General features: G+C 63.9%; 20 protein-coding genes and 1 riboswitch. Of the genes, 13 read left to right on the forward strand and 7 right to left on the reverse strand.

Annotated elements, in window-relative coordinates; translation table 11 throughout:
* Nucleotides 1–42: 42 nt before the first annotated feature.
* The gene (locus tag ACCD07_RS01135; RefSeq protein WP_353405340.1) at nt 43–1,365 is read right to left on the reverse strand and encodes a homoserine dehydrogenase; all 1,323 of its coding nucleotides are present in this window, start codon (nt 1,363–1,365) and stop codon (nt 43–45) included.
* 112 nt (nt 1,366–1,477) lie between these two features.
* Entirely contained in the window at nt 1,478–2,710 is a 1,233-nt protein-coding gene (locus ACCD07_RS01140; protein ID WP_413446258.1) for a pyridoxal phosphate-dependent aminotransferase, read from the reverse strand.
* A 185-nt stretch (nt 2,711–2,895) separates the two neighbouring features.
* Here ACCD07_RS01140 and ACCD07_RS01145 point away from each other — a divergent pair, with 185 nt between their 5' ends.
* The 12 genes from ACCD07_RS01145 to ACCD07_RS01200 all read left to right on the forward strand — a co-directional run bounded on the left by ACCD07_RS01145 (nt 2,896) and on the right by ACCD07_RS01200 (nt 13,960).
* Complete coding sequence (locus ACCD07_RS01145) at nt 2,896–3,288, forward strand: Mth938-like domain-containing protein (RefSeq protein ID WP_353405337.1); 393 nt, start codon at nt 2,896–2,898, stop codon at nt 3,286–3,288.
* On the forward strand, nt 3,288–4,949 hold the full coding sequence (locus ACCD07_RS01150; protein WP_413446259.1) for a glycosyltransferase family 39 protein: 1,662 nt from the start codon (nt 3,288–3,290) through the stop codon (nt 4,947–4,949). Before ACCD07_RS01145 ends, ACCD07_RS01150 begins: the two co-directional genes overlap by 1 nt.
* Before the next feature lie 15 nt (nt 4,950–4,964).
* Nucleotides 4,965–5,336, forward strand: a complete 372-nt coding sequence (locus ACCD07_RS01155) for an SMR family transporter (RefSeq protein ID WP_176652079.1) — start codon at nt 4,965–4,967, stop codon at nt 5,334–5,336.
* 64 nt (nt 5,337–5,400) lie between these two features.
* Nucleotides 5,401–6,540: a DegT/DnrJ/EryC1/StrS family aminotransferase gene (locus ACCD07_RS01160; protein ID WP_413446260.1), complete on the forward strand. Its 1,140-nt coding sequence runs from the start codon at nt 5,401–5,403 to the stop codon at nt 6,538–6,540.
* 11 nt (nt 6,541–6,551) lie between these two features.
* Nucleotides 6,552–7,547, forward strand: coding sequence for a glycosyltransferase (locus tag ACCD07_RS01165; RefSeq protein ID WP_176652157.1), 996 nt, complete (start codon nt 6,552–6,554; stop codon nt 7,545–7,547).
* Nucleotides 7,540–8,481 carry a formyltransferase gene (locus ACCD07_RS01170; protein WP_176652081.1) on the forward strand — a complete coding sequence of 314 codons (942 nt, stop codon included), beginning with the start codon at nt 7,540–7,542 and terminating at the stop codon, nt 8,479–8,481. The genes ACCD07_RS01165 and ACCD07_RS01170 overlap by 8 nt, the downstream gene beginning before the upstream one ends.
* Nucleotides 8,482–8,505: 24 nt before the next feature.
* Nucleotides 8,506–9,558: a bifunctional UDP-4-keto-pentose/UDP-xylose synthase gene (locus ACCD07_RS01175; protein WP_176652082.1), complete on the forward strand. Its 1,053-nt coding sequence runs from the start codon at nt 8,506–8,508 to the stop codon at nt 9,556–9,558.
* A 33-nt stretch (nt 9,559–9,591) separates the two neighbouring features.
* Entirely contained in the window at nt 9,592–10,536 is a 945-nt protein-coding gene (locus ACCD07_RS01180) for a polysaccharide deacetylase family protein (protein ID WP_353405359.1), read from the forward strand.
* 21 nt (nt 10,537–10,557) lie between these two features.
* Nucleotides 10,558–11,022, forward strand: a complete 465-nt coding sequence (locus ACCD07_RS01185) for a peroxiredoxin (protein ID WP_413446261.1) — start codon at nt 10,558–10,560, stop codon at nt 11,020–11,022.
* A gap of 282 nt (nt 11,023–11,304) precedes the next feature.
* Nucleotides 11,305–13,125: a PhoH family protein gene (locus tag ACCD07_RS01190; RefSeq protein WP_353405332.1), complete on the forward strand. Its 1,821-nt coding sequence runs from the start codon at nt 11,305–11,307 to the stop codon at nt 13,123–13,125.
* Nucleotides 13,126–13,386: 261 nt separating this feature from the next.
* The gene (locus ACCD07_RS01195) at nt 13,387–13,671 is read left to right on the forward strand and encodes a type II toxin-antitoxin system HicB family antitoxin (RefSeq protein ID WP_176652084.1); all 285 of its coding nucleotides are present in this window, start codon (nt 13,387–13,389) and stop codon (nt 13,669–13,671) included.
* A gap of 88 nt (nt 13,672–13,759) precedes the next feature.
* Nucleotides 13,760–13,960, forward strand: a complete 201-nt coding sequence (locus tag ACCD07_RS01200) for a heavy-metal-associated domain-containing protein (RefSeq protein WP_413446262.1) — start codon at nt 13,760–13,762, stop codon at nt 13,958–13,960.
* Here the strand turns inward: ACCD07_RS01200 and ACCD07_RS01205 are convergent, their stop codons facing one another.
* Nucleotides 13,961–14,683: a glutathione S-transferase gene (locus tag ACCD07_RS01205; RefSeq protein ID WP_413446263.1), complete on the reverse strand. Its 723-nt coding sequence runs from the start codon at nt 14,681–14,683 to the stop codon at nt 13,961–13,963.
* A 97-nt stretch (nt 14,684–14,780) separates the two neighbouring features.
* On the opposite strand from ACCD07_RS01205, the gene ACCD07_RS01210 reads away from it, so the two are divergent.
* Nucleotides 14,781–15,545: a sulfite exporter TauE/SafE family protein gene (locus ACCD07_RS01210; protein WP_413446264.1), complete on the forward strand. Its 765-nt coding sequence runs from the start codon at nt 14,781–14,783 to the stop codon at nt 15,543–15,545.
* Here the strand turns inward: ACCD07_RS01210 and ACCD07_RS01215 are convergent.
* The 4 genes from ACCD07_RS01215 to ACCD07_RS01230 are packed head-to-tail and all read right to left on the reverse strand — an operon-like array spanning nt 15,535 to nt 22,567.
* Nucleotides 15,535–17,574, reverse strand: a complete 2,040-nt coding sequence (locus ACCD07_RS01215) for a TonB-dependent receptor (protein ID WP_413446265.1) — start codon at nt 17,572–17,574, stop codon at nt 15,535–15,537. The genes ACCD07_RS01210 and ACCD07_RS01215 overlap by 11 nt on opposite strands.
* Nucleotides 17,571–21,647: a cobaltochelatase subunit CobN gene (locus tag ACCD07_RS01220; RefSeq protein ID WP_413446266.1), complete on the reverse strand. Its 4,077-nt coding sequence runs from the start codon at nt 21,645–21,647 to the stop codon at nt 17,571–17,573. Before ACCD07_RS01220 ends, ACCD07_RS01215 begins: the two co-directional genes overlap by 4 nt.
* Nucleotides 21,634–21,969, reverse strand: a complete 336-nt coding sequence (locus ACCD07_RS01225) for a DUF2149 domain-containing protein (protein ID WP_176652089.1) — start codon at nt 21,967–21,969, stop codon at nt 21,634–21,636. The genes ACCD07_RS01220 and ACCD07_RS01225 overlap by 14 nt, the downstream gene beginning before the upstream one ends.
* A 1-nt stretch (nt 21,970) precedes the next feature.
* Nucleotides 21,971–22,567: a MotA/TolQ/ExbB proton channel family protein gene (locus tag ACCD07_RS01230; RefSeq protein ID WP_176652090.1), complete on the reverse strand. Its 597-nt coding sequence runs from the start codon at nt 22,565–22,567 to the stop codon at nt 21,971–21,973.
* 192 nt (nt 22,568–22,759) lie between these two features.
* A riboswitch (cobalamin riboswitch) is annotated at nt 22,760–22,980 on the reverse strand.
* Between the last annotated feature and the right edge of the window lie 4 nt (nt 22,981–22,984).

Below are 22,984 nucleotides of genomic sequence, written 5' to 3' on the forward strand. Positions count from 1 at the left end.
AGACGCTGCCCGGCTTTTTTTCGTCCGGCTTGGCTCAGGGGCTTAACTCAGGTTTTCCAGGCGGATCTTGGTCACGCTGCCGCACACGGTCGGCAAGCCTTCCATCTTGGCGATGGCGGCGGTGACGTTCTTTTCCTGCGTCTGGTGGGTCAGGAAGATGATGTCGGTGCGGGTCTCGCCCTCGGCCGGCTCCTTCTGCAGCATGGCGTCGATCGAGATCGTGGCGTCGGCCAGGATGCGGGTCAGGTCGGCCAGCACGCCCGGCTGGTCGCTGACGTTCATGCGCAGGTAGTAGCTGGTGGTGATCTCCGACATCGGCAGGATCTCGATGTCGGTCATCTCGTTGGGCTGGAACGCCAGGTGCGGCACGCGGTGTTCCGGATCGGCCGTGGCCAGGCGGGTGATGTCGACCAGGTCGGCGATCACCGCCGATGCGGTTGGCTCGGCGCCGGCGCCCTTGCCGTAGTACAGCGTGGCGCCGACGGCGTCGCCATGCACCAGCACCGCGTTCATCGCGCCTTCGACGTTGGCGATCAGGCGCTTGGCCGGGATCAGCGTCGGATGCACGCGCAGCTCCACGCCCTCGGTGCCGTTGACCTTGGCGCGCTTGGCGATGCCCAGCAGCTTGATGCGGTAGCCCAGCTGCTCGGCGTAGCGGATGTCGATCGCGTTGAGCTTGGAGATGCCTTCGACGTGCGCCTTGTCGAACTGCACCGGAATGCCGAAGGCGATGGCCGACATGATGGTGGCCTTGTGCGCCGCGTCCACGCCTTCGATGTCGAAGGTCGGGTCGGCTTCGGCGTAGCCCAGTTCCTGTGCCTGCTTGAGCACGGTGGCGAAGTCCAGGCCCTTGTCGCGCATCTCGGACAGGATGAAGTTGGTGGTGCCGTTGATGATGCCGGCCAGCCATTCGATGCGGTTGGCGGTCAGGCCTTCGCGCAGCGCCTTGATGATGGGGATGCCGCCGGCCACGGCCGCCTCGAACGCCACCATCACGCCCTTGGCCTGGGCCGCCGCGAAGATCTCGTTGCCGTGCACGGCCAGCAGCGCCTTGTTGGCGGTGACCACGTGCTTGCCGTTGGCGATGGCCTGCAGCACCAGCGCCTTGGCTTCGTCGTAGCCGCCGATCAGCTCGACGACGATGTCGATCTCGGGATCGTTGACGATGTCGAACGGGCTGGCGACGACCTTGACCTTGCCGCCGGTGCGCGCCTTGGCGCGTTCCAGGTTGCGGGCCGAGACGGCCACCACTTCGATGCCGCGGCCGGCGCGGCGGCGGATTTCTTCCTGGTTGCGCGCGAGCACATCGAACGTACCGCCGCCGACATTGCCGACGCCTAACAAGCCTACTTTGATGGATTTCATATAAACCGTTTCTATAGTTTGAGCCTCGTCATTCCCGCGCAGGCGGGAATCCATGCTGAGCCGGGCTGGACGCGGCCTATGGATTCCCGCTTCCGCGGGAATGACGCGGTTGTTAAAAGCTGGCGCCGTGGCGCTTGCGGTAGCCTTCCATGAACCTGGCGATGCGGCCAAAGGCTTCCGTCATGTCGTCCGAGTTCGGCAGGAACACCACGCGGAAGTGGTCCGGGGCGATCCAGTTGAAGCCGCTGCCCTGGACGATCAGCACTTTCGTTTCGGCCAGCAGCTCGTAGGCGAACTGCTGGTCGTCCGCGATCGGGTAGATCTTCGGATCGAGACGCGGGAACATGTACAGCGCCGCTTTCGGCTTGACGCAGGTGACGCCCGGGATATCGGTCAGCAGCTGGTAGGCCAGGTCGCGTTGCTTCAACAGGCGCCCGCCCGGCCCCACCAGGTCGTGGATCGACTGGTAGCCGCCGAGCGCAGTCTGGATCGCAAACTGCCCCGGTGCGTTGGCGCACAAGCGCATCGAGGCCAGCATGTTGAGGCCTTCGATATAGTCTTTCGCATGGGATTTCTCGCCCGACACCACCATCCAGCCGGAACGGTAGCCGCAGGCGCGGTAGTTCTTCGACAGGCCGTTGAAGGTGACGAACAGCACGTCGTCGGCCAGCGAGGCGATCGACACGTGCTCGGCGCCGTCGTACAGCACCTTGTCGTAGATCTCGTCGGCGTAGATGATCAGCTCGTGCTGGCGCGCCAGTTCGATGATCTGCAGCAGCAGCTCGACCGGATACAGCGCGCCGGTCGGATTGTTGGGGTTGATGACGACGATGGCGCGCGTGTTCGAGTTGATCTTGCGGCGCATGTCCTCGATGTCCGGGTACCACTCCTGCTGCTCGTCGCAGATGTAGTGCACCGGCGTGCCGCCCGACAGCGACACGGCGGCGGTCCACAGCGGATAGTCGGGCGCCGGCACCAGCACCTCGTCGCCGGTGTTGAGCAGCGCGTTCATCGACATGACGATCAGCTCGGAGGCGCCATTGCCCAGGTACACGTCGTCGATGCCGACGCCGGGGATATTCTTGCCCTGCGTGTAATGCACCACCGCCTTGCGCGGCGCGAACATGCCCTTGGAATCGGTGTAGCCGGCCGCGTTGGGCAGGTTGATCTTCATGTCCTGGACGATTTCATCCGGCGGATCGAAGCCGAACACGGCCAAGTTGCCAATATTCAACTTTGTGATCTTATGGCCTTCCTCCTCCATTTGCCGGGCTTTTTCCGGCACCGGACCGCGGATCTCGTAGCAGACTTCGGCCAGTTTGTTCGATTTTTGAATCGGTCGCAAAATAAAATCCTGTCTAGGTGAAGCAAATTGCTCTGACCTGCCAAAAACGCGGCGGCGGCCTTTGCTGCAATGCGAAAAGATCCATTCTGCCGAAAGCCTCCCATTTAATCAACCTTTCAGGCTGGATCACCCCGGAAAAACGCTACAATGACGCTTCTTTTGCCGACTAAAACCGCTATTCCGTCATGAAGCTCCACGCAAGCGATACTCAAAAATACCAGACCGTCACCGGCTACGATGAAACCGGCGTCGAAATCAACGCCGAGCGCTACAACTACAGCCTGATCGTGCTGCCGGAAAGCCCGCCACGCGCCTGGGATGCCCCGACCTTCGAATCTATTACCGCAGAGCATTTCGACATCATCGGCGCCGACAGCCCGGACGTCGTCATCCTCGGCACCGGCGCCAGGCAGCGCTTCATCCATCCGCGCCTGACGGCCGCGCTGACGATGCGCCGCATCGGCGTCGAATGCATGGACAGCCAGGCCGCCTGCCGCACCTACAACATCCTGATGGGCGAGGGCCGCAAGGTCACGCTGGCCCTGATCATCAATCCCGACGAGGCCAAAACCGCCTGATGAACGATCTCTATAACAATAAAAAATTCGTCTGGTCGCTGCTGGCGGCCTTTGTCATCGTCTGGCTGTATGTGCTCGGCGTGCGCACGCTGGTGCCGCCCGACGAGGGCCGCTACGCCGAAATGGCGCGCGAGATGTTCACCACCGGAGACTGGATCACCACCCGCCTGAACGGCATCAAGTACTTTGAAAAACCGCCGCTGCAGACCTGGATGAACGCGGCCTCGTTTGCCGTGTTCGGCCTGGGCGAATGGCAGGCGCGCCTGTGGACCGGCCTGTGCGGCCTGGGCGGCGTGCTGCTGACCGGCTATGCCGCGCGGCGCGCGTTCGGCCCCCGCGCCGGCTTCTACGCCGCGCTGGCGCTCGGCTCCAGCCTGTTCTGGGTGGCCTCCGGCCAGATCGATTCGCTGGACATGAGCCTGTCGGGCATGATGACCATCGCCCTGTGCGCGCTGCTGGTGGCCCAGCGCGACCGCGCCACCGAGGCCGAGCGCCGCAACTGGATGCTGGTCTGCTGGGCCGGCATGGCGCTGGCGGTGCTGGCCAAGGGCCTGATCGGCCTGGTGCTGCCAGGCGCGGTGCTGGTGCTGTACTCGGCCTTGTCGCGCGACCTGGCGATCTGGACCCGGCTGCACCTGGGCAAGGGCCTGCTGCTGTTCTTCGCCATCGCCACGCCGTGGTTCGTGCTGGTGGCGCTGAAAAATCCCGAGCAACCCTACTTCTTCTTCGTGCACGAGCACTGGGAACGCTTCTTCCTGAAGACCCACCACCGCGAAGGCGCCTGGTACTACTTCTTCGTGATGCTGATCCCGGGCATCGTGCCGTGGCTGGGCGTGCTGCCCCAGGCGCTGTGGGGCGCGCTGCAGCGCGAGCGCAGCGCCGTGTTCCAGCCCAAGCTGCTGCTGCTGATCTGGGCCGTGTTCATTTTCTTCTTCTTTAGCTATTCCAGCTCCAAGCTGCCCGGCTACATCCTGCCGATCTTCCCGGCGCTGGCGATGCTGATAGCGGTCTACCTGGAAAGCGCCTCGCGCCGCAGCCGCATGGTCGCCGCCGGCCTGCTGGTGCTGATCGGCGTGGCCGGCCTGGCCGCCGTGCCGCAGATGGTGCACATGGCGGTGCGCCACCGCGACGAGACGGTCCTGCTGGAAGCCTACCAGCCGTGGGTGCTGACGGCCGGCATCATTGCCGCCGCCGGCGGCGCGCTGGCGCTGCTGCATGCGCGCCACCTGCGCCGCGACCTGACGGTGCTCACCATGGCCGTGGCCGGCTTCCTGTCCACCCAGCTGATCCTGACCGGCTTCGAGCCTTATGGCAAAATGCGCGCCGGCAAAGCCATCGCGCAAAAGATGCTGCCCGAACTCAAGCCGGACACCCGGGTGTATTCGGTCGCCACCTACGAACAATCGATGACCTTCTACCTGCGCCGCACCGTGGTGCTGGTCGACTACTGGGATGAATTCACCTTCGGCCTGCGCCAGCAGCCGGAGCTGTCGATCCCGACGGTGGAGGAATTCGTCGAGCGCTGGAAGGAGCATACGCAGCAAGGCGTGAAGGCGCTGGCCATCATCAGCAACGAGAAATACGCCGAACTGAAGGAACAAGGCCTGGCCATGCGCGTGGTGGCGGAAGACACCCGCCGCGTGATCGTGGCCAACCTGTAATTGATAAAGAATGTCATGAATATTGCAACTTTCGGCTTCATCGTCTTCGGCGTGCTGCTCAACGCCGTGGCCCAGCTGCTGCTCAAGGCCGGCGCCAGGAACGTCGGCGAGATCCACCTGACGCTGGACAACCTGTTTTCGGTCGGCCTCAAGGTCGCCACCCAGCTGCCCATCATCGGCGGCCTGACCTGCTACGTGCTGTCGGTGGTGTTGTGGATCATCGCGCTGTCGCGGGTCGACGTGTCGATCGCCTATCCGATGCTGTCGCTGGGCTATGTGGTCACCGCCATCGGCGCCTGGTACTTGTTCGGCGAGGCGCTGTCGCTGCAGCGCCTGCTGGCGATCGGCGTCATCCTGGTCGGGGTCGCCTGGCTGGCGCGGACCTGACGAACAATTTAGAATTGCGGCCATAAGCCAAAACCCTAATCAGTATGAGAGAGCGAAATACCCAATGACCTCCGCCCTGCCCTTTTTGCCCTTCTCGAAACCAACGATAGATGAGGCCACCATCGCCGCCGTCAGCGACGTGCTGCGTTCCGGCTGGATCACCAGCGGCCCGAAAGTCCAGGCCTTCGAAGCCCAGATGTCCGAGTATTTCGGCGGCCGTCCGGTGCGCACCTTCAATTCCGGCACCTGCACCATGGAGATCGCGCTGCGCATCGCCGGCATCGGCGCCGGCGACGAAGTGATCACCACGTCGATCTCGTGGGTCGCCACCGCCAACGTCATCATCGAAGTGGGCGCCACGCCGGTGTTCGCCGACATCGACCCGCTCACCCGCAACATCGACCTCGATAAGGTCGAAGCGGCGATCACGCCCCGCACCAAGGCCATCATCCCGGTCTACCTGTCCGGCCTGCCGGTCGACATGGACCGCCTGTACGCCATCGCCAAGAAACACAATCTGCGCGTCATCGAAGACGCGGCGCAAGCCTTCGGTTCCGAGTGGAACGGCAAGCGCATCGGCTCCTTCGGCGACTTCGTCTCGTTCAGCTTCCAGGCCAACAAGAACATCACCACCGGCGAAGGCGGCGCGCTGGTGCTCAACAATATGGAAGAAGCCAGGCTGGCGGAGAAATACCGCCTGCAGGGCGTGACCCGCAGCGGCATCGACGGCATCGACGTCGATGTCCTTGGCGGCAAGTACAACATGAGCGACATCATGGCCGCCATCGGCCTGGGCCAGTTCGCCAACATCGACAACATCACCGCCCACCGCCGCAACCTGGCGCGCCGTTACTACGAGGCCTTCGGCCCCGAGTTCGAGGCGCAGTCCGGCGCCCAGCTGCCGCTGCAGGCCTTCGACACCAGCAACTACCACCTGTTCCAGATCGTGCTGCCCGATAACGGCCCGGCCACCCGCGCCGACTTCATGCGCGCGATGCAGGAGCGCTACAACATCGGCACTGGCTACCACTACGCGCCGATCCATTTGTTCACCATGTACCGCGAGCGCGGCTTCAAGGAGGGCATGTTCCCCGTGTCGGAAAAGATCGGCCGCCTGACCGTGACCTTGCCGATGTTCTACGCCATGACCACCGCCGACGTCGATCGCGCGGTCGCCGCCGTGAAAGCGATCCTGATCAAATGAGCGTGTCCCTGATGAAGCCTGAAATCTCCGTCGTCATTCCCATCTACAACGAGCAGGCCGGCCTGCAGGCCCTGTTCGACCGCCTGTACCCGGCGCTCGACAAGCTCGGCGCCAGCTATGAAATCGTGTTCGTCAACGACGGCAGCCGCGACAACTCGGTGTCCATCCTGGCCGAGCAGTTCCGCCAGCGGCCCGACGTCACCCGCGTGGTGCTGTTCAACGGCAACTACGGCCAGCACATGGCCATCCTGGCCGGCTTTGAAGCCTCGCGCGGCGACATCATGATCACGCTGGACGCCGACCTGCAGAACCCGCCGGAGGAAATCGGCAACCTGGTGGCCAAGATGCGCGAAGGCTACGACTACGTCGGTTCGATCCGCCGCAAGCGCCAGGATTCGGCGTGGCGCACCTACGCGTCCAAGGCCATGAACCGCGTGCGCGAAAAGATCACCAACATCAAGATCACCGACCAGGGCAATATGCTGCGCGCCTATGGCCGCAACGTGATCGACCTGGTCAACCAGTGCGGCGAGGTCAACACCTTCGTGCCGGCGCTGGCCTACCGCTTCTCGCGCAAGCCGACCGAGATCATCGTCGAGCACGAGGAACGCGCCGCCGGCGAATCGAAGTACTCCTTGTACAGCCTGATCCGCCTGAATTTCGACCTGGTCACCGGCTTCTCGCTGGTGCCGCTGCAGTTCTTCTCGATGTTCGGCATGCTGCTGTCGATCGCCTCCGGCCTGCTGGTGCTGGTGCTGCTGGTGCGCCGCCTGTTCCTGGGCGCGGAAGCGGAAGGCCTGTTCACGCTGTTCGCGATCGCCTTCTTCTTCATGGGCACTATCCTGTTCGGCATCGGTTTGCTGGGCGAATACATCGGCCGCATCTTCCAGCAGGTGCGCGCCCGTCCGCGCTACGTGGTGCAGACCATCCTGGAACAGAAACCCGGCCAGCAGCTCGAGGTGCCGGCCGGCGTGGAGAAACGCACCGTGGGCCGCAACCATGAGTGATCTCGACCACCGACCGCGCGCCGTCGTCTTCGGCTATCACAATGTCGGCGTGCGCTGCCTGAAGGTATTGCTGGCCGGCGGCGTCGATGTCGCGCTGGTGGTCACCCACGAGGACAGCGCCAGCGAAAACATCTGGTTCGAATCGGTGATTTCGCTGTGCCAGGCCGAGGGCATCCCCTACATCACGCCGGCCGACGCCAAATCGCCGGAGCTGCTGGAGCAGGTCCAGGCCGCCAAGCCGGACCTGATGTTCAGCTTCTACTACCGCAACATGCTGCCTGCCGAACTGCTGGCGGTGGCGCCGGCCTTCAATATGCACGGCTCGCTGCTGCCGGAATTCCGCGGCCGCGCGCCGGTCAACTGGGCGGTGCTGCACGGCGCCACCGTCACCGGCGCCACGCTGCACGAAATGACCGTCAAGCCGGACGCCGGCGCCATCGTCTCGCAGATGGAAGTGCCCATCCTGCCCGACGACACCGCGTTCGAAGTGTTCGGCAAGGTCACCGTGGCGGCCGAGCAGGCGCTGTGGCGCGTGCTGCCGTCGCTGCTGGCCGGCACCGCGCCGCGCCTCAAGAACGACCTGAGCAAGGGCGGCTACTTCGGCGGCCGCAAGCCCGAGGATGGCCGCATCAACTGGCTGCTGCCGGCGCAGGACGTCTACAACCTGCACCGCGCCGTCGCCCCGCCCTACCCGGGCGCCTTCACCGATCTGGGGGGTGTACGCTACGTCATCCAGCGCGCCCGATTGTCTGGCAATTTCGGCAATGTTGTATCGCTAAGTTTGCCACCGGGCTTGACAGTAGTGGATAATTGCATCTTTGGCGTGTGCGGCGATGGCCGCATGCTGACGATTTCCGCCTTGACGGCCGACGGGGAACCCGTAACGGCCGAGCAGTTGCAATCCCGCCTGGCCGCGCTGGCCGCCGGCGGATAACGAACATTACCTGGGTAAACTCACATGAAAAAAGTCCTCATCCTCGGCGTCAACGGCTTTATCGGCCACCACCTGTCCAAGCGCATCCTGGAAACGACCGACTGGCATGTCTACGGCATGGACATGAGCACCGACCGCATCACCGACGTGCTGGAAAACGAGGCCTACAAGTCGCGCATGCACTTCTTCGAAGGCGACATCACGATCAACAAGGAATGGGTCGAGTACCACGTCAAGAAGTGCGACGTGATCCTGCCGCTGGTCGCCATCGCCACGCCGTCGACCTATGTCAAGGCGCCGCTGCGCGTGTTCGAACTGGACTTCGAGGCCAACCTGCCCATCGTCCGCTCGGCCGCCAAGTACGGCAAGCACCTGGTGTTCCCGTCGACCTCGGAAGTGTACGGCATGTGCCACGACGAAGAGTTCGATCCGGAGAACTCGGAACTGATCTGTGGCCCGATCAACAAGCCGCGCTGGATCTACTCCAACGCCAAGCAGCTGATGGACCGCGTGATCTGGGGCTACGGCATGGAAGGCCTGAACTTCACGCTGTTCCGTCCGTTCAACTGGATCGGCGCCGGCCTCGATTCGATCCACACGCCGAAAGAAGGCTCGTCGCGCGTGGTGACCCAGTTCTTCGGCCACATCGTCCGCGGCGAGAACATCTCGCTGGTCGACGGCGGCGCGCAGAAACGCGCGTTCACCGACATCGACGACGGCATCGACGCGCTGATGAAGATCATCGACAACAAGGACGGCGCCGCCAGCGGCAAGATCTACAACATCGGCAACCCGGTCAACAACTACTCGATCCGCGAACTGGCCGGCATGATGCTGAAGCTGGCTGAGGAATATCCGGAGTACGCCACCGGCGCCAAGCAGGTCAAGATCGTTGAAACGACGTCCGGCGCCTACTACGGCTCGGGCTACCAGGACGTGCAGAACCGCGTGCCGAAGATCACCAACACCTGCGAAGAGCTGAACTGGAAGCCGACCACCACCATGGCCGACGCCCTGAAGAAAATCTTCGACGCCTACCGCAGCCAGGTAGCCGAAGCACAAAAACTGATGGACTGAGATTTGACCGAGACTTTGAACAGCAAACCGCTGATGGTGTTGAAGATCGACGTCGACACTTATCGCGGCACCCGTGAAGGCGTACCTAACCTGGTGCGCATGCTGAAGGCGCACAACGCCGGCGCCACTTTCCTGTTTTCGCTGGGGCCGGACCACACCGGCTGGGCGCTGCGCCGCGCGCTGCGTCCCGGGTTCTTCAGCAAGGTCTCGCGCACTTCCGTGGTCGAACACTACGGCTTCAAGACGCTGATGTACGGCACCCTGCTGCCGGGCCCGGACATCGGCAAGGATTGCGCCGCCGAGATGCGCGCGGTGCGCGACGCCGGCTTCGAATGCGGCATCCACACCTGGGACCACGTGCTGTGGCAGGACAATGTCGCCAAGCGCGACGGCAAATGGTCCACCAGCATGATGCGCAAGGCCGCCGCCCGTTTCACGCAGGTGTTCGGCACGGCGCCGCGCACCCACGGCGCGGCCGGCTGGCAGATGAACAACGCCGCCTTCGCCGAGCACGACACGGCCGGCTACGGCTACGCCTCCGACGGCCGCTGCGTGCTCAACGACAACGGCAGCCTGGCCAATCCGGCCGACGGCCCCCACCGCCTGTCCGACGGCGGCAAGGTACTGGCCCACATCCAGCTGCCGACCACGCTGCCGACCCTGGATGAGTTGCTGGGCCGCGACATCGACGGCACCATGGTCTCGACCGGCAACATCGCCGCCTTCCTGCTGAAGCTGACCGAAGGCGCGGCGCGCGACCACGTTTATACTTTGCATGCTGAGCTTGAAGGCCAGAAACTCGCCCCCATATTCGAGCAGTTATTGGCTGGGTGGCAGGCGCAGGGTTACCAACTGGCGTCCATGGCCGACTACTATCAGAAGATCCAGCACTCGACCGTGCCGGTCATCCCGATCACCTGGGGCGAACTGCCCGGCCGCTCGGGACAGCTGATCGTACAAGGCGCCGCCCGTTCTTAAATACCGTTCAGGAGAAAGCCTGTGGCTGATAGCCAAAACGTAGTGAGCGACTTTTCCGCTGCAATGACCAGCGGCCTGACCTTCCAGCTGTCCGGCCGGCCGGCGCGCCACACCGTGCTGTTCTTCTACCCGAAGGACAATACGCCCGGCTGCACCACCGAAAACATGGCTTTCCGCGACCTGTACCAGCAATTCCAGGCCGCCGGCACGGAAATCTACGGCGTCAGCCGCGATTCGCTGCGCTCGCACGAAAGCTTCAAGGCCAAGCTGGGCCTGCCTTTCGAACTGATTTCCGATCCGGACGAAGCGCTGTGCCAGCAGTTCGGCGTGATGAAGATGAAGCAAATGTACGGCAAGACGGTGCGCGGCATCGAGCGTAGTACGTTTGTGATTGACGCTAATGGTCAATTAGTGAAAGAATGGAGAGGCGTGAAGGTAGCGGGTCACGTCGATGAAGTGCTGGAATTTGTAGCGCGTCAGGCTTAGTTGTTGTGCGCGTTGCAGCTTCCAGAGTTGCTTAACCGTAGCAGAACCATGCGTAACAGCCCTTGAGTCATCACTGTAATCCTTCCCACCCTACATGGTGGCCAACCGGCCACCACGCGGTACTTTCTCCGGGCGAGATGAGAGCCCGTCGGCAGTCTTATAACCTGTTTTACCCAGCATCCACCCCATCCGGTCAAGAGTTCGCTGTGTTCGCTCGCGCGCGCACTGCGCGCTCTCGCCCTATGGGCGGATTCCTCCAGATTTTTTTTGAATGAGATCCTGATGCCACTGCCAAAATTACCTAGTAAGCCAGCGACTTTACTTCTGGCCAAAGATTATCCAAAAGCGACAGGGCCGCGCCCGGTTCCCGCCATAGTAGCGGTGGCTGAGGTTGCGCCCGCGCCGAAGAAAGCGGCGCCTGTCAAAGCAGTGCCTGTAGCGAAGACCAAAGCAGTTCCCCCGAAAACCACAACCAAGTCGAAAACCGTCGCCGCCGTGCTGAAGGCTGCGCCGGAAGTATTGAAGAACGCCGCCGCCGGCATCGCTCCAGCCGCGGCTCCTGCCACCAAGGCAAAATCCGCACCGGCCGCGCGCAGCAAGGTCACGCCGATCAACGCCGAGGCGCCGCATCCGGCCAAGCACAAGCCGCATGAAGTGTCGATCAAGTCGTCGACCAGCCGCCACGCCGACCAGACCGGCACCACCAAGCTGTTCGTGCTGGACACCAACGTGCTGATGCACGATCCATCGTCGCTGTTCCGCTTCGAGGAGCACGACGTCTACCTGCCGATGATGACGCTGGAAGAGCTGGACAACCACAAGAAGGGCATGACCGAGGTGGCGCGCAATGCCCGCCAGGTGTCGCGCACTTTGGACGCGCTGGTTTCCAACACCGACGACGACGCCATCGAGAACGGCATCCCGCTGTCCAAACTGGGCAACAAGGACGCCAAGGGCCGCCTGTACTTCCAGACGCGCCTGCAAACGGCCGACCTGCCGGTGGGCCTGCCGGTCGGCAAGGCCGACAACCAGATCCTGTCCGTGGTCCGTTCGCTGGAAGCGGAACAGGAAGGCCGTCCCGTGGTGCTGGTGTCGAAGGACATCAACATGCGCATCAAGGCGCGCGCGCTGGGCCTGCCGGCCGAGGACTACTTCAACGACCACGTGCTGGAAGACACCGACCTGCTGTACTCGGGCATCGTCCAGCTGCCGGACGACTTCTGGACCAAGCACGGCAAGGACCTGGAGAGCTGGCAGGAAAACAAGAACGGCCAGAGCGCGACGTTCTACCGCGTCACCGGTCCGTTCGTGCCTTCGCTGCTGGTCAACCAGTTCATCTTCCTGGAGCCGAAGAATGGCGAAGCGCCCTTCTACGGCCAGGTCAAGCAGATCAACGGCAAGACCGCCGTGCTGCAGACCCTGCGCGACTTCAGCCACAACAAGAACAATGTGTGGGGTGTCACCGCCCGCAACCGCGAGCAGAACTTCGCCTTGAACTTGCTGATGAATCCGGAGTGCGACTTCGTCACCCTGCTGGGCCAGGCCGGTACCGGCAAGACCCTGCTGGCCCTGGCCGCCGGCCTGGCGCAAGTGCTGGAAACCAAGCTCTACAACGAAATCATCGTCACCCGCGTGACGGTGCCGGTCGGTGAAGACATTGGTTTCCTGCCGGGTACCGAGGAAGAGAAGATGTCGCCGTGGATGGGCGCCTTCGACGACAACCTCGAAGTGCTCAACAAGTCCGATTCGGACGGCGGCGAGTGGGGCCGCGCGGCGACGCAGGACCTGATCCGTTCGCGCATCAAGATCAAGTCGCTCAACTTCATGCGCGGCCGCACCTTCGTCAACAAGTTCCTGATCATCGACGAAGCGCAGAACTTGACGCCGAAACAGGTCAAGACCCTGGTCACCCGCGCCGGTCCGGGCACCAAGATCCTGTGCCTGGGTAACATCGCGCAGATCGACACGCCTTACCTGACCGAAGGCTCGAGCGGTTTGACCTATGTGGTGGACCGCTTCAAGGGCTGGTCGCACAGCGGCCACGTGACGCTGGCGCGCGGCGAACGCTCGCGTCTGGCAGACCACGCAAGCGACGTCCTGTAGTAGAATAAATCCGTACCTGTTAGCCCCGCCCGCAGCAATGCCGGCGGGGCTTCTTTTTTGTCTTCGAATACATTTAAGATGCAATAGAGCATTTATTTCGTGGCAATGCAGACAATTAGTGATGTCAACGATTTAATGCAGTGCACAATACAGACGAAGTCAGCCACGAAAGTGCTTGAAACCGGCAGCAAGCTGTATGACACTAGACATCCCAAGTCATTGATTTTCGCCCGTTTTTTACGCCACAGCCGAGGTACGACCATGGACATCCCTATCCTGATCCAGAAGCACGGCGGCAGCAAGTACGGCGTCACGGTCCCGGACATTCCGGGCTGCGTGTGCAGCGGCGAAACCGTGGACAAGGCCATGAGCAACGCCACCAAGGCCATCTACGGCCACGTCGGCCAGCTGGTCGAGCAAGGCAAGGCCTTCGAGATCAAGCCGTCGGAAGTGGAATACCTGTCGCGCGAGCCGGACTACGCCGGCGGCATCTGGGCGCTGGTCAGCCTCGACCTGGCCAAGCTGGACGATCCACCGGAGAATTAAACTGTTCTTGCGCAGATAGTCCCCCTTGACCTTCCCATCATTGGAAGGGCTACAGTATGATCATCGAAACTGTTCAGGGAGTACGGCGATGTATCAGCTGCAAGTGGAAAACATGAGCTGCGGGCACTGTGTGGGGGCGGTGACCAGGGCGGTGCAGGCGGTCGATGCGGCGGCCAAGGTCGATATCGACCTGGCCAGCAAGACCGTCAGGATCGCCAGCGCCTGCGCGTTGGCGCCGCTCAAATCGGCCATCGCCGATGCCGGCTATCCGGTCACCAGCGCGGCCTGATTATTTATCCAGCTCGGGATAGTGGCGGAAGATGCCGTCTTCGTTGAACGGTATCCGCCGCTTCGACGCGACATAGGCGGCGATATTGGGCCGCAGCGCCACCTTGTCGCGCAACGCGATCAACGCCGGATACGAAGGCTCCAGCCTTGCCATCGCCTTCGGGAAGGCATAGCGCAGCCCCTCGATCAACTGGAACAGCGACAGGTCCACATAGGTCAGCCGCGAACCGATCGCATAACCGCCCCGTCCAGGATTGCGCACCACCACGCCCTCGAAATAATCGAGGAACTTCGGTATCCGCTCCTCGCGGAAGCACTTGGCGCGCGCCCTCGCTTCCTTCTTCTGCTCTTCGTAGTATTTGCTGGTGGAGATGGGATGATGCGTGTCGTGCACCTCGGCGACGATGTCGGCGATGGTCAGCTGCAGCTGGCTGGCCCACAAGCGTCCCGCTTCCGCGCGCGGCGCCAGGCCATGGCGGGTGCCGAGGAACATCAGGATGGTGGCGGTCTGCCCGATCAGCAACTCGCCCGCGCGCAGCACCGGCGGCGCGAACGACGGATGATCGACCTGGCTGCCATCGAGGCTGGCCAGCAGCGCCGGCATGCCCTTCTTCTGCCGCGCCACATCGACATACGGCACCGCTGCCTCTTCCAGCGCCAGCCGCACGAACTCGCCGCGGCCCTGCAGGCCGTCCCAATAATAAAGTTGGTATGGTGTCGTCATGCCAAGATGGTAGCACCGACAACGACGGGGCAGCGCCCGGAACGATATGCGCTGCCCGGTTATAATCCATGGTTACCCCGTTTACGCCTGTCCAGTCATGTCACCAGTTCCCCCGCTTGAAATGCATATCGTCCTGATGGTCGCCGCCGCCGGTTTCCTCGCAGGCGTCCAGAACGCGCTGGCGGGAGGCGGTTCCTTCATCACCTTCCCCGCCCTGCTGCTGGCCGGCCTCAATCCGCTGGCCGCCAACATGACCTCGACCATCGCGCTGTTCCCCAGCCAGACCACGTCCGCCTATGCCGGCCGCAAGCTGGTCGACGACGTCGGGCCGCTGACCTTCCGCCAGATGCTGATCATCAGCGGCATCGGCGGCATCTTCGGCGCCATCCTGCTGCTCAATACCCCGCCCTCGTTCTTCGCGCGGCTGGTGCCGTGGCTGGTGCTGTTCGCCACGTCGGTGTTCGCGTGGGGCAGCTTCCGCAAGAAGCCGCTGCACGCGGCCAGCAGCATGCCACGCTGGACGCTGATCCTGGTGCAGACCTGCATCGCCATCTACGGCGGCTACTTCGGCGGCGGCATCGGCTTCCTGATGCTGGCCGCGCTGACCATCGCCGGCCAGCAGGTGCGCGCAGCCACCGCCACCAAGAACGTGCTGGCGATGGCGATGAACGCGGCGGCCACGCTGATCTTCGCCACCTCGCGCCTGATCAGCTGGCCCGCCGCCGTTGCGCTGTGCGCAGGCGGCATCGCAGGCGGCTTGTGCGGCGGCTGGCTGATTCACCGCCTGCCGGAAAAAATGATGCGCGGCTTCGTGGTGCTGGTCGGCGCCGTGCTGACCATCTGGATGTTCGCTAGAACGTAGCCTTCAGCGTCAGGCGGAAGGTGCGCGGCTCCACCGGATGGTAGTGGATGTCGTCAACGCCTTCGGCCGGTTCGCCCGGCAGCCGCGACGCATAGTAGTAGTCCACATCGCTGGCCTTCCGGTCGAACAGGTTGAAGGCGTCCAGCGACACGGCCCAGCGCCGGTCTATCCTGTATCCCACTCGTGCATACGCAATCGCCGTCGTCGCGGAACGCTGGCTGTTATCCTCGATCAACGGACGCGGTCCGAAGTAGCGCATCTGGAAGGCGCCGGACCACGGGCCGATATCGGTGATGGTGGCGCCGAACGAAGCCACCTTGCCGATGGCGCCGGGGATGTAGTCGCCCGCTTCGTCATGCTCCGTATAGTGCGCCCGCGAATAGGCCAGGTCCAGGTCGAACAGCAGCCACGGACGCGCGATGTAGTGGTTGTTCCATTCGATGCCCGAGCGGTAGCTGCCGCGGCTGGCTGCCGTATCGCCGGCGTCGCCGGAGAACACCAGCTCGGACGCAGAACGCAGCTTCCACAAGGCCATCGAGCTTTGCAGGCCGGGGATGAACTCCGTGCGCACGCCCAGCTCCGCGCCGCGCGTCTTGACCAGCGGCGTGACCGGATCGACAGGCTCCAGCTCCTTCGGCGTCAAGTGCACGGTGGTGCCGCGCGCGTCGTTGCTGTGGAAGCCTTCGCCGTAGTTGACGAAGAATTCCGTCTTCGCCCACGGCCCCAGCACCACCGAAATCTTCGGCGACGTCATGCCGTCGCTGACCTTGCCGCCGTTCTCGGCGATGTTGCTGGCGACATCGAAGCGATACCGGTCGTAGCGCAATCCGGCCGTGGTGCGCAGCCATTCGCGCCACTGCACGGTGTTCTCCACATAGGCCGATGCATTGGCCTCCTTCACCTTCGACAGCGTGACGGTGCCGGCGATCTGCCGGTTGACGGTCTTGTACAGCGCCAGCGGCGACAGGTAGTCGTAGCGTCCCTGCAGGCCAACCTTGTTGTTCACCTCCAGCCCGGCCCAGCGCGTGTACCAGGTCTGCGCCACGTCGAAGCCCGCCATGCGGCGCTTCTCGGTCTGGCGCGACTGGTCGCCGTTGACGGGATCGTCGAGGAAGTAGGTGAAGTCGTTGTACAGGTCCAGGCTCGACTGCACCACGTAGGCATTGGCCTGCAACAGCGTGTCGCTGCCGCGCCGGCGCAGCGTGGCGGACAGGCTGTAGCGCGAGGTGATGCCGCCATCGCTGGTATCGACCGCGCCGTATGGACTGAGTGCTCCGCTCTGCACCGCGCGCAGCGGGATCTGGTTGCTGGCGTACCAGCCGCCCTTGTAAAACATGCCGGTCACGCTGAACTGGTTGTCGCTGCCGCCCTGGCTGTAGCGCAGCACGCCCAGGCTTTTGTGGAACGCCTCGGGACTGGTCCAGGGTCCGTTGTTGTGTCCCAGCTCCGCGCCGTACACCAGGTTGCCGTCGCCCAGCGGCGCCGAGCCGGTGACGTTGGCGCGGTAGTACTGGTGTTCGCCGACCGTCACGCTGGCGGTGCTGTCTTTCAGCTTGTTCGCCAGCCCCATGTGGGCGGCGCCGGCGGAAGCGAAATCGCCTTCGTCGGCATAGTACGGCCCCTTTTTGTAGTTGATGCGGTCGACCAGTTCCGGCATCAGGAAATTCAGGTCGGTGTAGCCTTGGCCGTGCGCGTGGGTGCGCATGTTGACCGGCATGCCGTCGATGAAGGTGGCGAAGTCAGTGCCGTGATCAAGGTTGAAGCCGCGCAGGAAGTACTGGTTGGCCTTGCCGTCGCCGCTGTGCTGCGTGACGATCACGCCCGGCACGAACTCCAGCAGTTCGCCGGGACGCAGCGCCGGCCGGTTGGCGATCAGCGCCGCCGTCACCGAGCCCTGGCTGGCGGCGCCGGAAGTGCCGACACCGTTGTCGTAGTGTCCGCGCACTTCCACCGCCTCCACAACGCCCGCCGGAGTCATGGCATCTTCGTCCGCATACGCCGCCAGTGCGACCATCAGTGGACCGATCATAAATACTCCTTCAGCTTACTCAGTTTGTTTCGACGACCGACATAGCCGACGCCGATCAGCGCGGCGGCCAGCGCCAGCAGGGCCAGCGTGCCGACGGTTTTCTGCACCGGCGTCAGGTTGGCCAGCGTTTGCATTTCAAAGCCGTTGACCTTGGCGTCCGCAGCGTCGGGCTTGGCCTGCGGCGCCGGGGCGGCCGGCTTGGATTTGACGTGCTGCGGCTGTGCCGTTGGCGGAGGCAGTTCTTGCGCCTTGGCTTGAAGCTCCTTCAGATCCGCCAGCGCGGCCTGCATGGCGGCGTCGGTTTGCTGCTGCGTCGCCGACGGCGCGGCTTGCGGCTGCGCGGACGGCGTGGCGCCGCCGGCACGGCCGGCAGCGGCGGCACCGCGCGCGATGGCGGCGTTGGTGCCGACGTTGGGCACGAACTGGCCGCTGAACTGCGGAGCGATCTTCAGCGTCGCCTTGCTGCACGAATCCGCGCTGCAGGAGACGCCAGCATCCTTGATCGCCTGCGCATTCTGCTGCGTGAGCTTTTCGCGCACGGCGTCGCTCGGCTTCCAGTAGCCACGCTCGATCGCGCTCAGCATGCGGTCGGTGATCGCCTGGAAGGCGCGCAGGTTGCCGCTGCCGGCGAAGCGCTCGCGCACCTTCAGGCCATGGCGGTCCTCGACGTAGGTGTCGTACATGCGCTGCCATTTGCCACCGTCCACCACTTCCGGCACGGTGACCTGCCAGGCCCACAGATAGTCGACCACACGGTTGATGTAGCGCGCGCCGGAATAACCTTCCTTCAGCATGCTGTCGGCCCAGCGCGGATTCAGGTAGCGCGCCTGCATTTCCTGGCCCATGTACTGTTCCAGCGTCTTGTGGCCCGGCTTGCGGGGGTTGGACAGATCGCTGACCATCACTTCAGGCGTCTTGCCGTCGACGCTGCGGATCGCCATCGCGGTGCCACCCAGGTACTGGAAGAAGTCGTCGTTGTCCAGCGTCGCGAACAGGTTGCTGGAACGGCTGTGCAGCGCGATCTTGCTGCCGCTGATGGCCTGCTTGAACAGTTCGCGACGCTGGCCCGGGTCGGCCTTGTCGTCGCCCCAGTAGCCGGCGCCGAACGGATGGCTCATGCGGTTGATGAACACGTCCGCCACTTCCTTCTCGTTCTGCCAGGCGTTGGTCAGCGGTATCAGCTTTTCGATCTGCGTACCGTAGGCGCCGCTCGGCAAGCCGAAGATGCGTACCGAGGCCATGCGCTGCGCTTCCTCGGCGGAGATGCCGCGCGCCTGCAATGCGGCGACCGTCTTGAGGCTGTGCTCCCGCATCACATTGTCGCCGTCATCATCCTGCCGCTGCGCCAGCTGCGCCGCCTGGTCCATCAACGTCAGCAGATTGCCGAACAAGTCGCGGAACAGGCCGGACGAGATCAGCGTGACGTCCACGCGCGGACGGCCCAGCTGCTTGCGGCTCAGCGCTTCCACGCCGGTGACGCGGCCACGTTCGTCCCACGTCGGCCGTACGCCCATCAGCGCCATCGCCTGCGCCTCCATGATGCCTTCATGGCGCGACGTTTCGACGCCCCACAGGTTCATGCTCAACTTGTCCGGCCAGGCGCCATGGCGCTTGCGGTAATCCTCGGCCAACTGCTGCGCCAGTTTGTAGCCGGCTTCGTATGTGGTCTTGCTCGGGATGCGCGACGGATCGAGGCCGAAGAAATTGCGGCCGGTCGGCAGCGCATCGGGATTGCGTATCAGGTCGGCGCTGGCGCCGGTCGGAATGTAGCGGCCGGACAGCGCCTGCATCAGGCGCTCCAGCTCCAGAGCCGCGCTGCGCTCGATGTCGTTTTCCAGTTGCGCGATCCGTTTGGTCTTCTGCTCGGCGGTCGATGTCGTATCGAGGCTGACCACCGCGCGCGCGGTGGCGTTGCGTTGCCCGGCGTTCGGCGCTACGCCGAAGGTGTGCAGGCCAAACGGCGTCAGCTTGCTTCCGGTGTCGTCCAGGTATTCCTCCAGCCCTTCCATGTCGGCTTCGGTTTTGAGCTCGGTCTTTTTCATGTCCTTCAACACGCCGCTCTTGGCCGCCAGCCGGTTGATCGCCACCAGATGGCTGCGCGCCAGCAGCGGGCTTTTCTGCTCCGCCACGCGATAGTCGTTCAGCAGGGCGCCCAGCTCGCGCAGGTCGGGATTCAGCCCGGCCACGTCGAACGGCGGCGTCATGTGGTCGATGATGGTGGCCATGCCGCGGCGCTTGGCCTGTATGCCCTCGCCCACGTCATCCATCACGTACGGATAGATGTTGGGCATGGCGCCGATCAGCGCTTCGGTCGGATCGCTATCGGACAGGCCGGCCTCCTTACCGGTCAACCATTCCTGCGTACCGTGGGTACCGATGTGCATGACGGCGTTGGCGCGGAAGCCCTTCTGCAGCCACAGGTAGAACGCGATGTATTCATGCGACGGCGGCATGCTGACTTCGTTGTGCAGCTTCTCCAGGTTCTGCTCCCACGCGCGGCCGGGCTGCGGCGCCATCAGCACATTGCCGAAGCGGCGCGCCGGATAGACGAAGAACGGCTCGCCTTTGGCGTTGCGCCACAGGACCGGTGCGTTCTCCGGTTTGCCCCAGGATTTTTCTATCGATGCGCGCAGCGCTTGCGGCAGTGTGGCGAACCACTGCTGATAATCGGCCAGCGGCACCAGCAGCGCCTGGCCGCTTTCGGCCAGATGCGTCAGGCCAGCCATGTAGTCGCCTCTGGATTTGCCGGGGTAGTTGCCCCACTGCTGGATCTCGCCTTGCAGCTCGTCTTGCGACGACGGCAGCGCCGTGCCGGTCTGGTAGCCTTCCTGCTTCAGTCGCTGGACGATCTGCCAAAGGCTCTCCGGCAGCACGTTCAGATAGGCCGCGCCGATGGTCTCGGAACCGTGCGGATAATTAAAGTAGATCATGGCGATGTGCTTGTCGCCGTTGGCCTTCTGGCGCAAGGCCATCCAGGCGGCGACGCGCTCGTTCAGGCGCTCGATGCGCTCGGGGATAGGAGTCTCCTCGACGTAGGCCAGGCCGGTCTGTGCATCGCTGATGCGTTCGCGGCTGGCGACGACGGTCGGCTGGATCAGGCCCGCCACCTCCGCGCCGGCCAGCTGCCAGGTGCGCTCGATGATATCGAGGCCGATTTTCGATTCCCGCCACTGCGCCAGCGACTGCTGGCTCAGCGTGATGGCGTTGATCGCCGGGACGCCGATCTTGTCCAGCAGCGCGCCGGTATTGGCGGTGCCGCCGACCTTCATGCCCAGCGCGACGATCAGGTCGACGCGGCTCTTGCCGTTTTCGTCCAGCAGGAGGCGCAGCGGCACGTCGTACGGATAGCCGAACACCGGCAGCACGTTGTAGCCGCTCGCTTCCAGCCGCGCGACGATGGCGGCCAGCGGCAGCGTTTGTCCCGCCACCAGGCTGGCGCGGTAGAACGGCACGGCGATCCACGGCGCGCCGGTCTTGTAGTTGGCGTAACCGCGCAAGTACTGCTCATAACTGTCCGAAGTGCGATTGGCGGCGACGTCGTACAGGCCCACTTCCGGCATCGCGCGCACCGGCGCCACCGCCACCTTCGAACCGAAGTGGTTGCGCAGGATGTAGCGCAGCAGGTTGCCCATGTTCTCCACGCCGCCTTCGCTGTGGTAGGACTGGATAGTCTTGTCGTCGCGCACGCCCTGCTCGCGCAGGCTGTCGTCGATGGCGCCGCCGACGGCGAACACCGGGCGGCGCGCCTTTTGCAGCGCCAGCAGCTCGGCGCTCAGGCCGGTCATCGCCTGCCGTCCCTTGGCGTTGATGACCACCACGTCGGCGCCGGTCAAGGCCGCGCGATCGGCTGGGGTCATGCCGTTGGCGGGAATGATGCGCACGGCGACGTTCAGATCCTTCAACTCGGACTGCAGGCCGCGTACCGCCAGCACGGCGGGCCGCGACTCGACGTCGCCCAGCATCAGCGCCAAGGTGCGCGGCGCCTGCGCGGAATGCACGTAGCCGCCTATGCACAGGGAGATCAGCAACAGGGCCAGCGCCCCGAATTTGGCAAACAGCTTATTCCGGTACATAGACGACCTTCCCATCCGGCAGTTGATACGCGGTGCCCAGGCGTTTGCCGGAGCCGGACAATGGCTTGTCGCTGACTTTGCTGACCTTGATCTCGGCGCCCTTCTTGGTCAGCACTTCCACGTGACCGTCGGCGCTTTTCTTGGCGATAGTGACTTCGGAATTCGGATCCAGCAGGTCCATCATGTTCCAGGCCGAGAACAGCGCCAGCATCATGGCGACGATGAAGACGATGCTGGCGTCGAACAGGTTGGCCACGCCGGCCAGCGGATCCTCGTTATGCTCGCCGATGCGGCTGTAGCGATGGCGGTTCAGATAGCGCATCTCAGACTCCCGCGCGGACCAGGTGCGGCTTGTGGTCTTGCGCCGCGAGGTGGGCTTCGGCGGCGTAGGCGATCTCGGTCAGGTCGCTGCGCAGCCAGTGCTCGCGCACCAGGCTCAGTACATAGGCGCTGACGCTGCAGGCCAGGCCGACCACGGTGGCGGTGAAGGCGGTGGTCATCGACTCGGCCATCTTCGGCAGGTTGCCCTGCGCCAGGCCGGCCAGCGAGATGCCCATCGGAATCAGGGTACCCATCAGGCCCAGCGCCGGACCGACGCGGACCACGAAGCGCACGCCGTCCAGGCGGCGCACGCCATTGGCATCGGCGCGCTGCACCAGGCGTTCGAGGCGGGCGTCCAGTCCCGGCTCGCCTTCCTGCGCGGTGAGCACGGCGGCCATCTCCTGTTTCGCGGTGGCGACCAGCACGCGCACGCCGCGGCGGCGCTCCAGCCACTCGGCGCCGAAGGTGCCGAAGCACACCAGCATGTGCAGCACCAGCGCCGCGATGCCCAGCAGGACAGGCAGATAAAGGACAGTGGAGATGGAATACAGCAGTGTCTCGATAGAGTGCACGGCCGCGTCGGCAGGCAGGTTAAGCATGGGATGGTCCTGTAGGAAGAGCAAGAGGGAGAAAGAGGGAGGCCGCGGAGGCGCGCGGGCACGCGGACGGCGCGTGCGCAAGGCACGGCCGCCTGCCGGCGTAGCCGTGGCGCGCAAAATCGATGCATATGTGTAGATCAAAACAGACGCAATCCGCTCACTTCCCCGTGCGCGGATTGAAAAGAAATGCCTGGGCATTTCCACCTGTCTGGCCGGTATCCGGGCTGGCAAGCGAAACCGCCTGACCTTCCCATGCCGAGGCACAGTGGTTCAAAGAGGCGGATTGTCGTCGGTGACGACGCTTGTTTACCGTTGCGGGGGCAGCACATGTTGGCTGGCGTGGCCAGCTTCATGTTTCCCGTTTAACTGCGCGCCTGGACAGACGCGCGAGCACCAAAACGTGGCGATTATACGCGA

The organism is Duganella sp. Dugasp56, from assembly GCF_047304105.1.
Taxonomy (GTDB): Bacteria; Pseudomonadota; Gammaproteobacteria; order Burkholderiales; family Burkholderiaceae_D; genus Rugamonas; species Rugamonas hordei.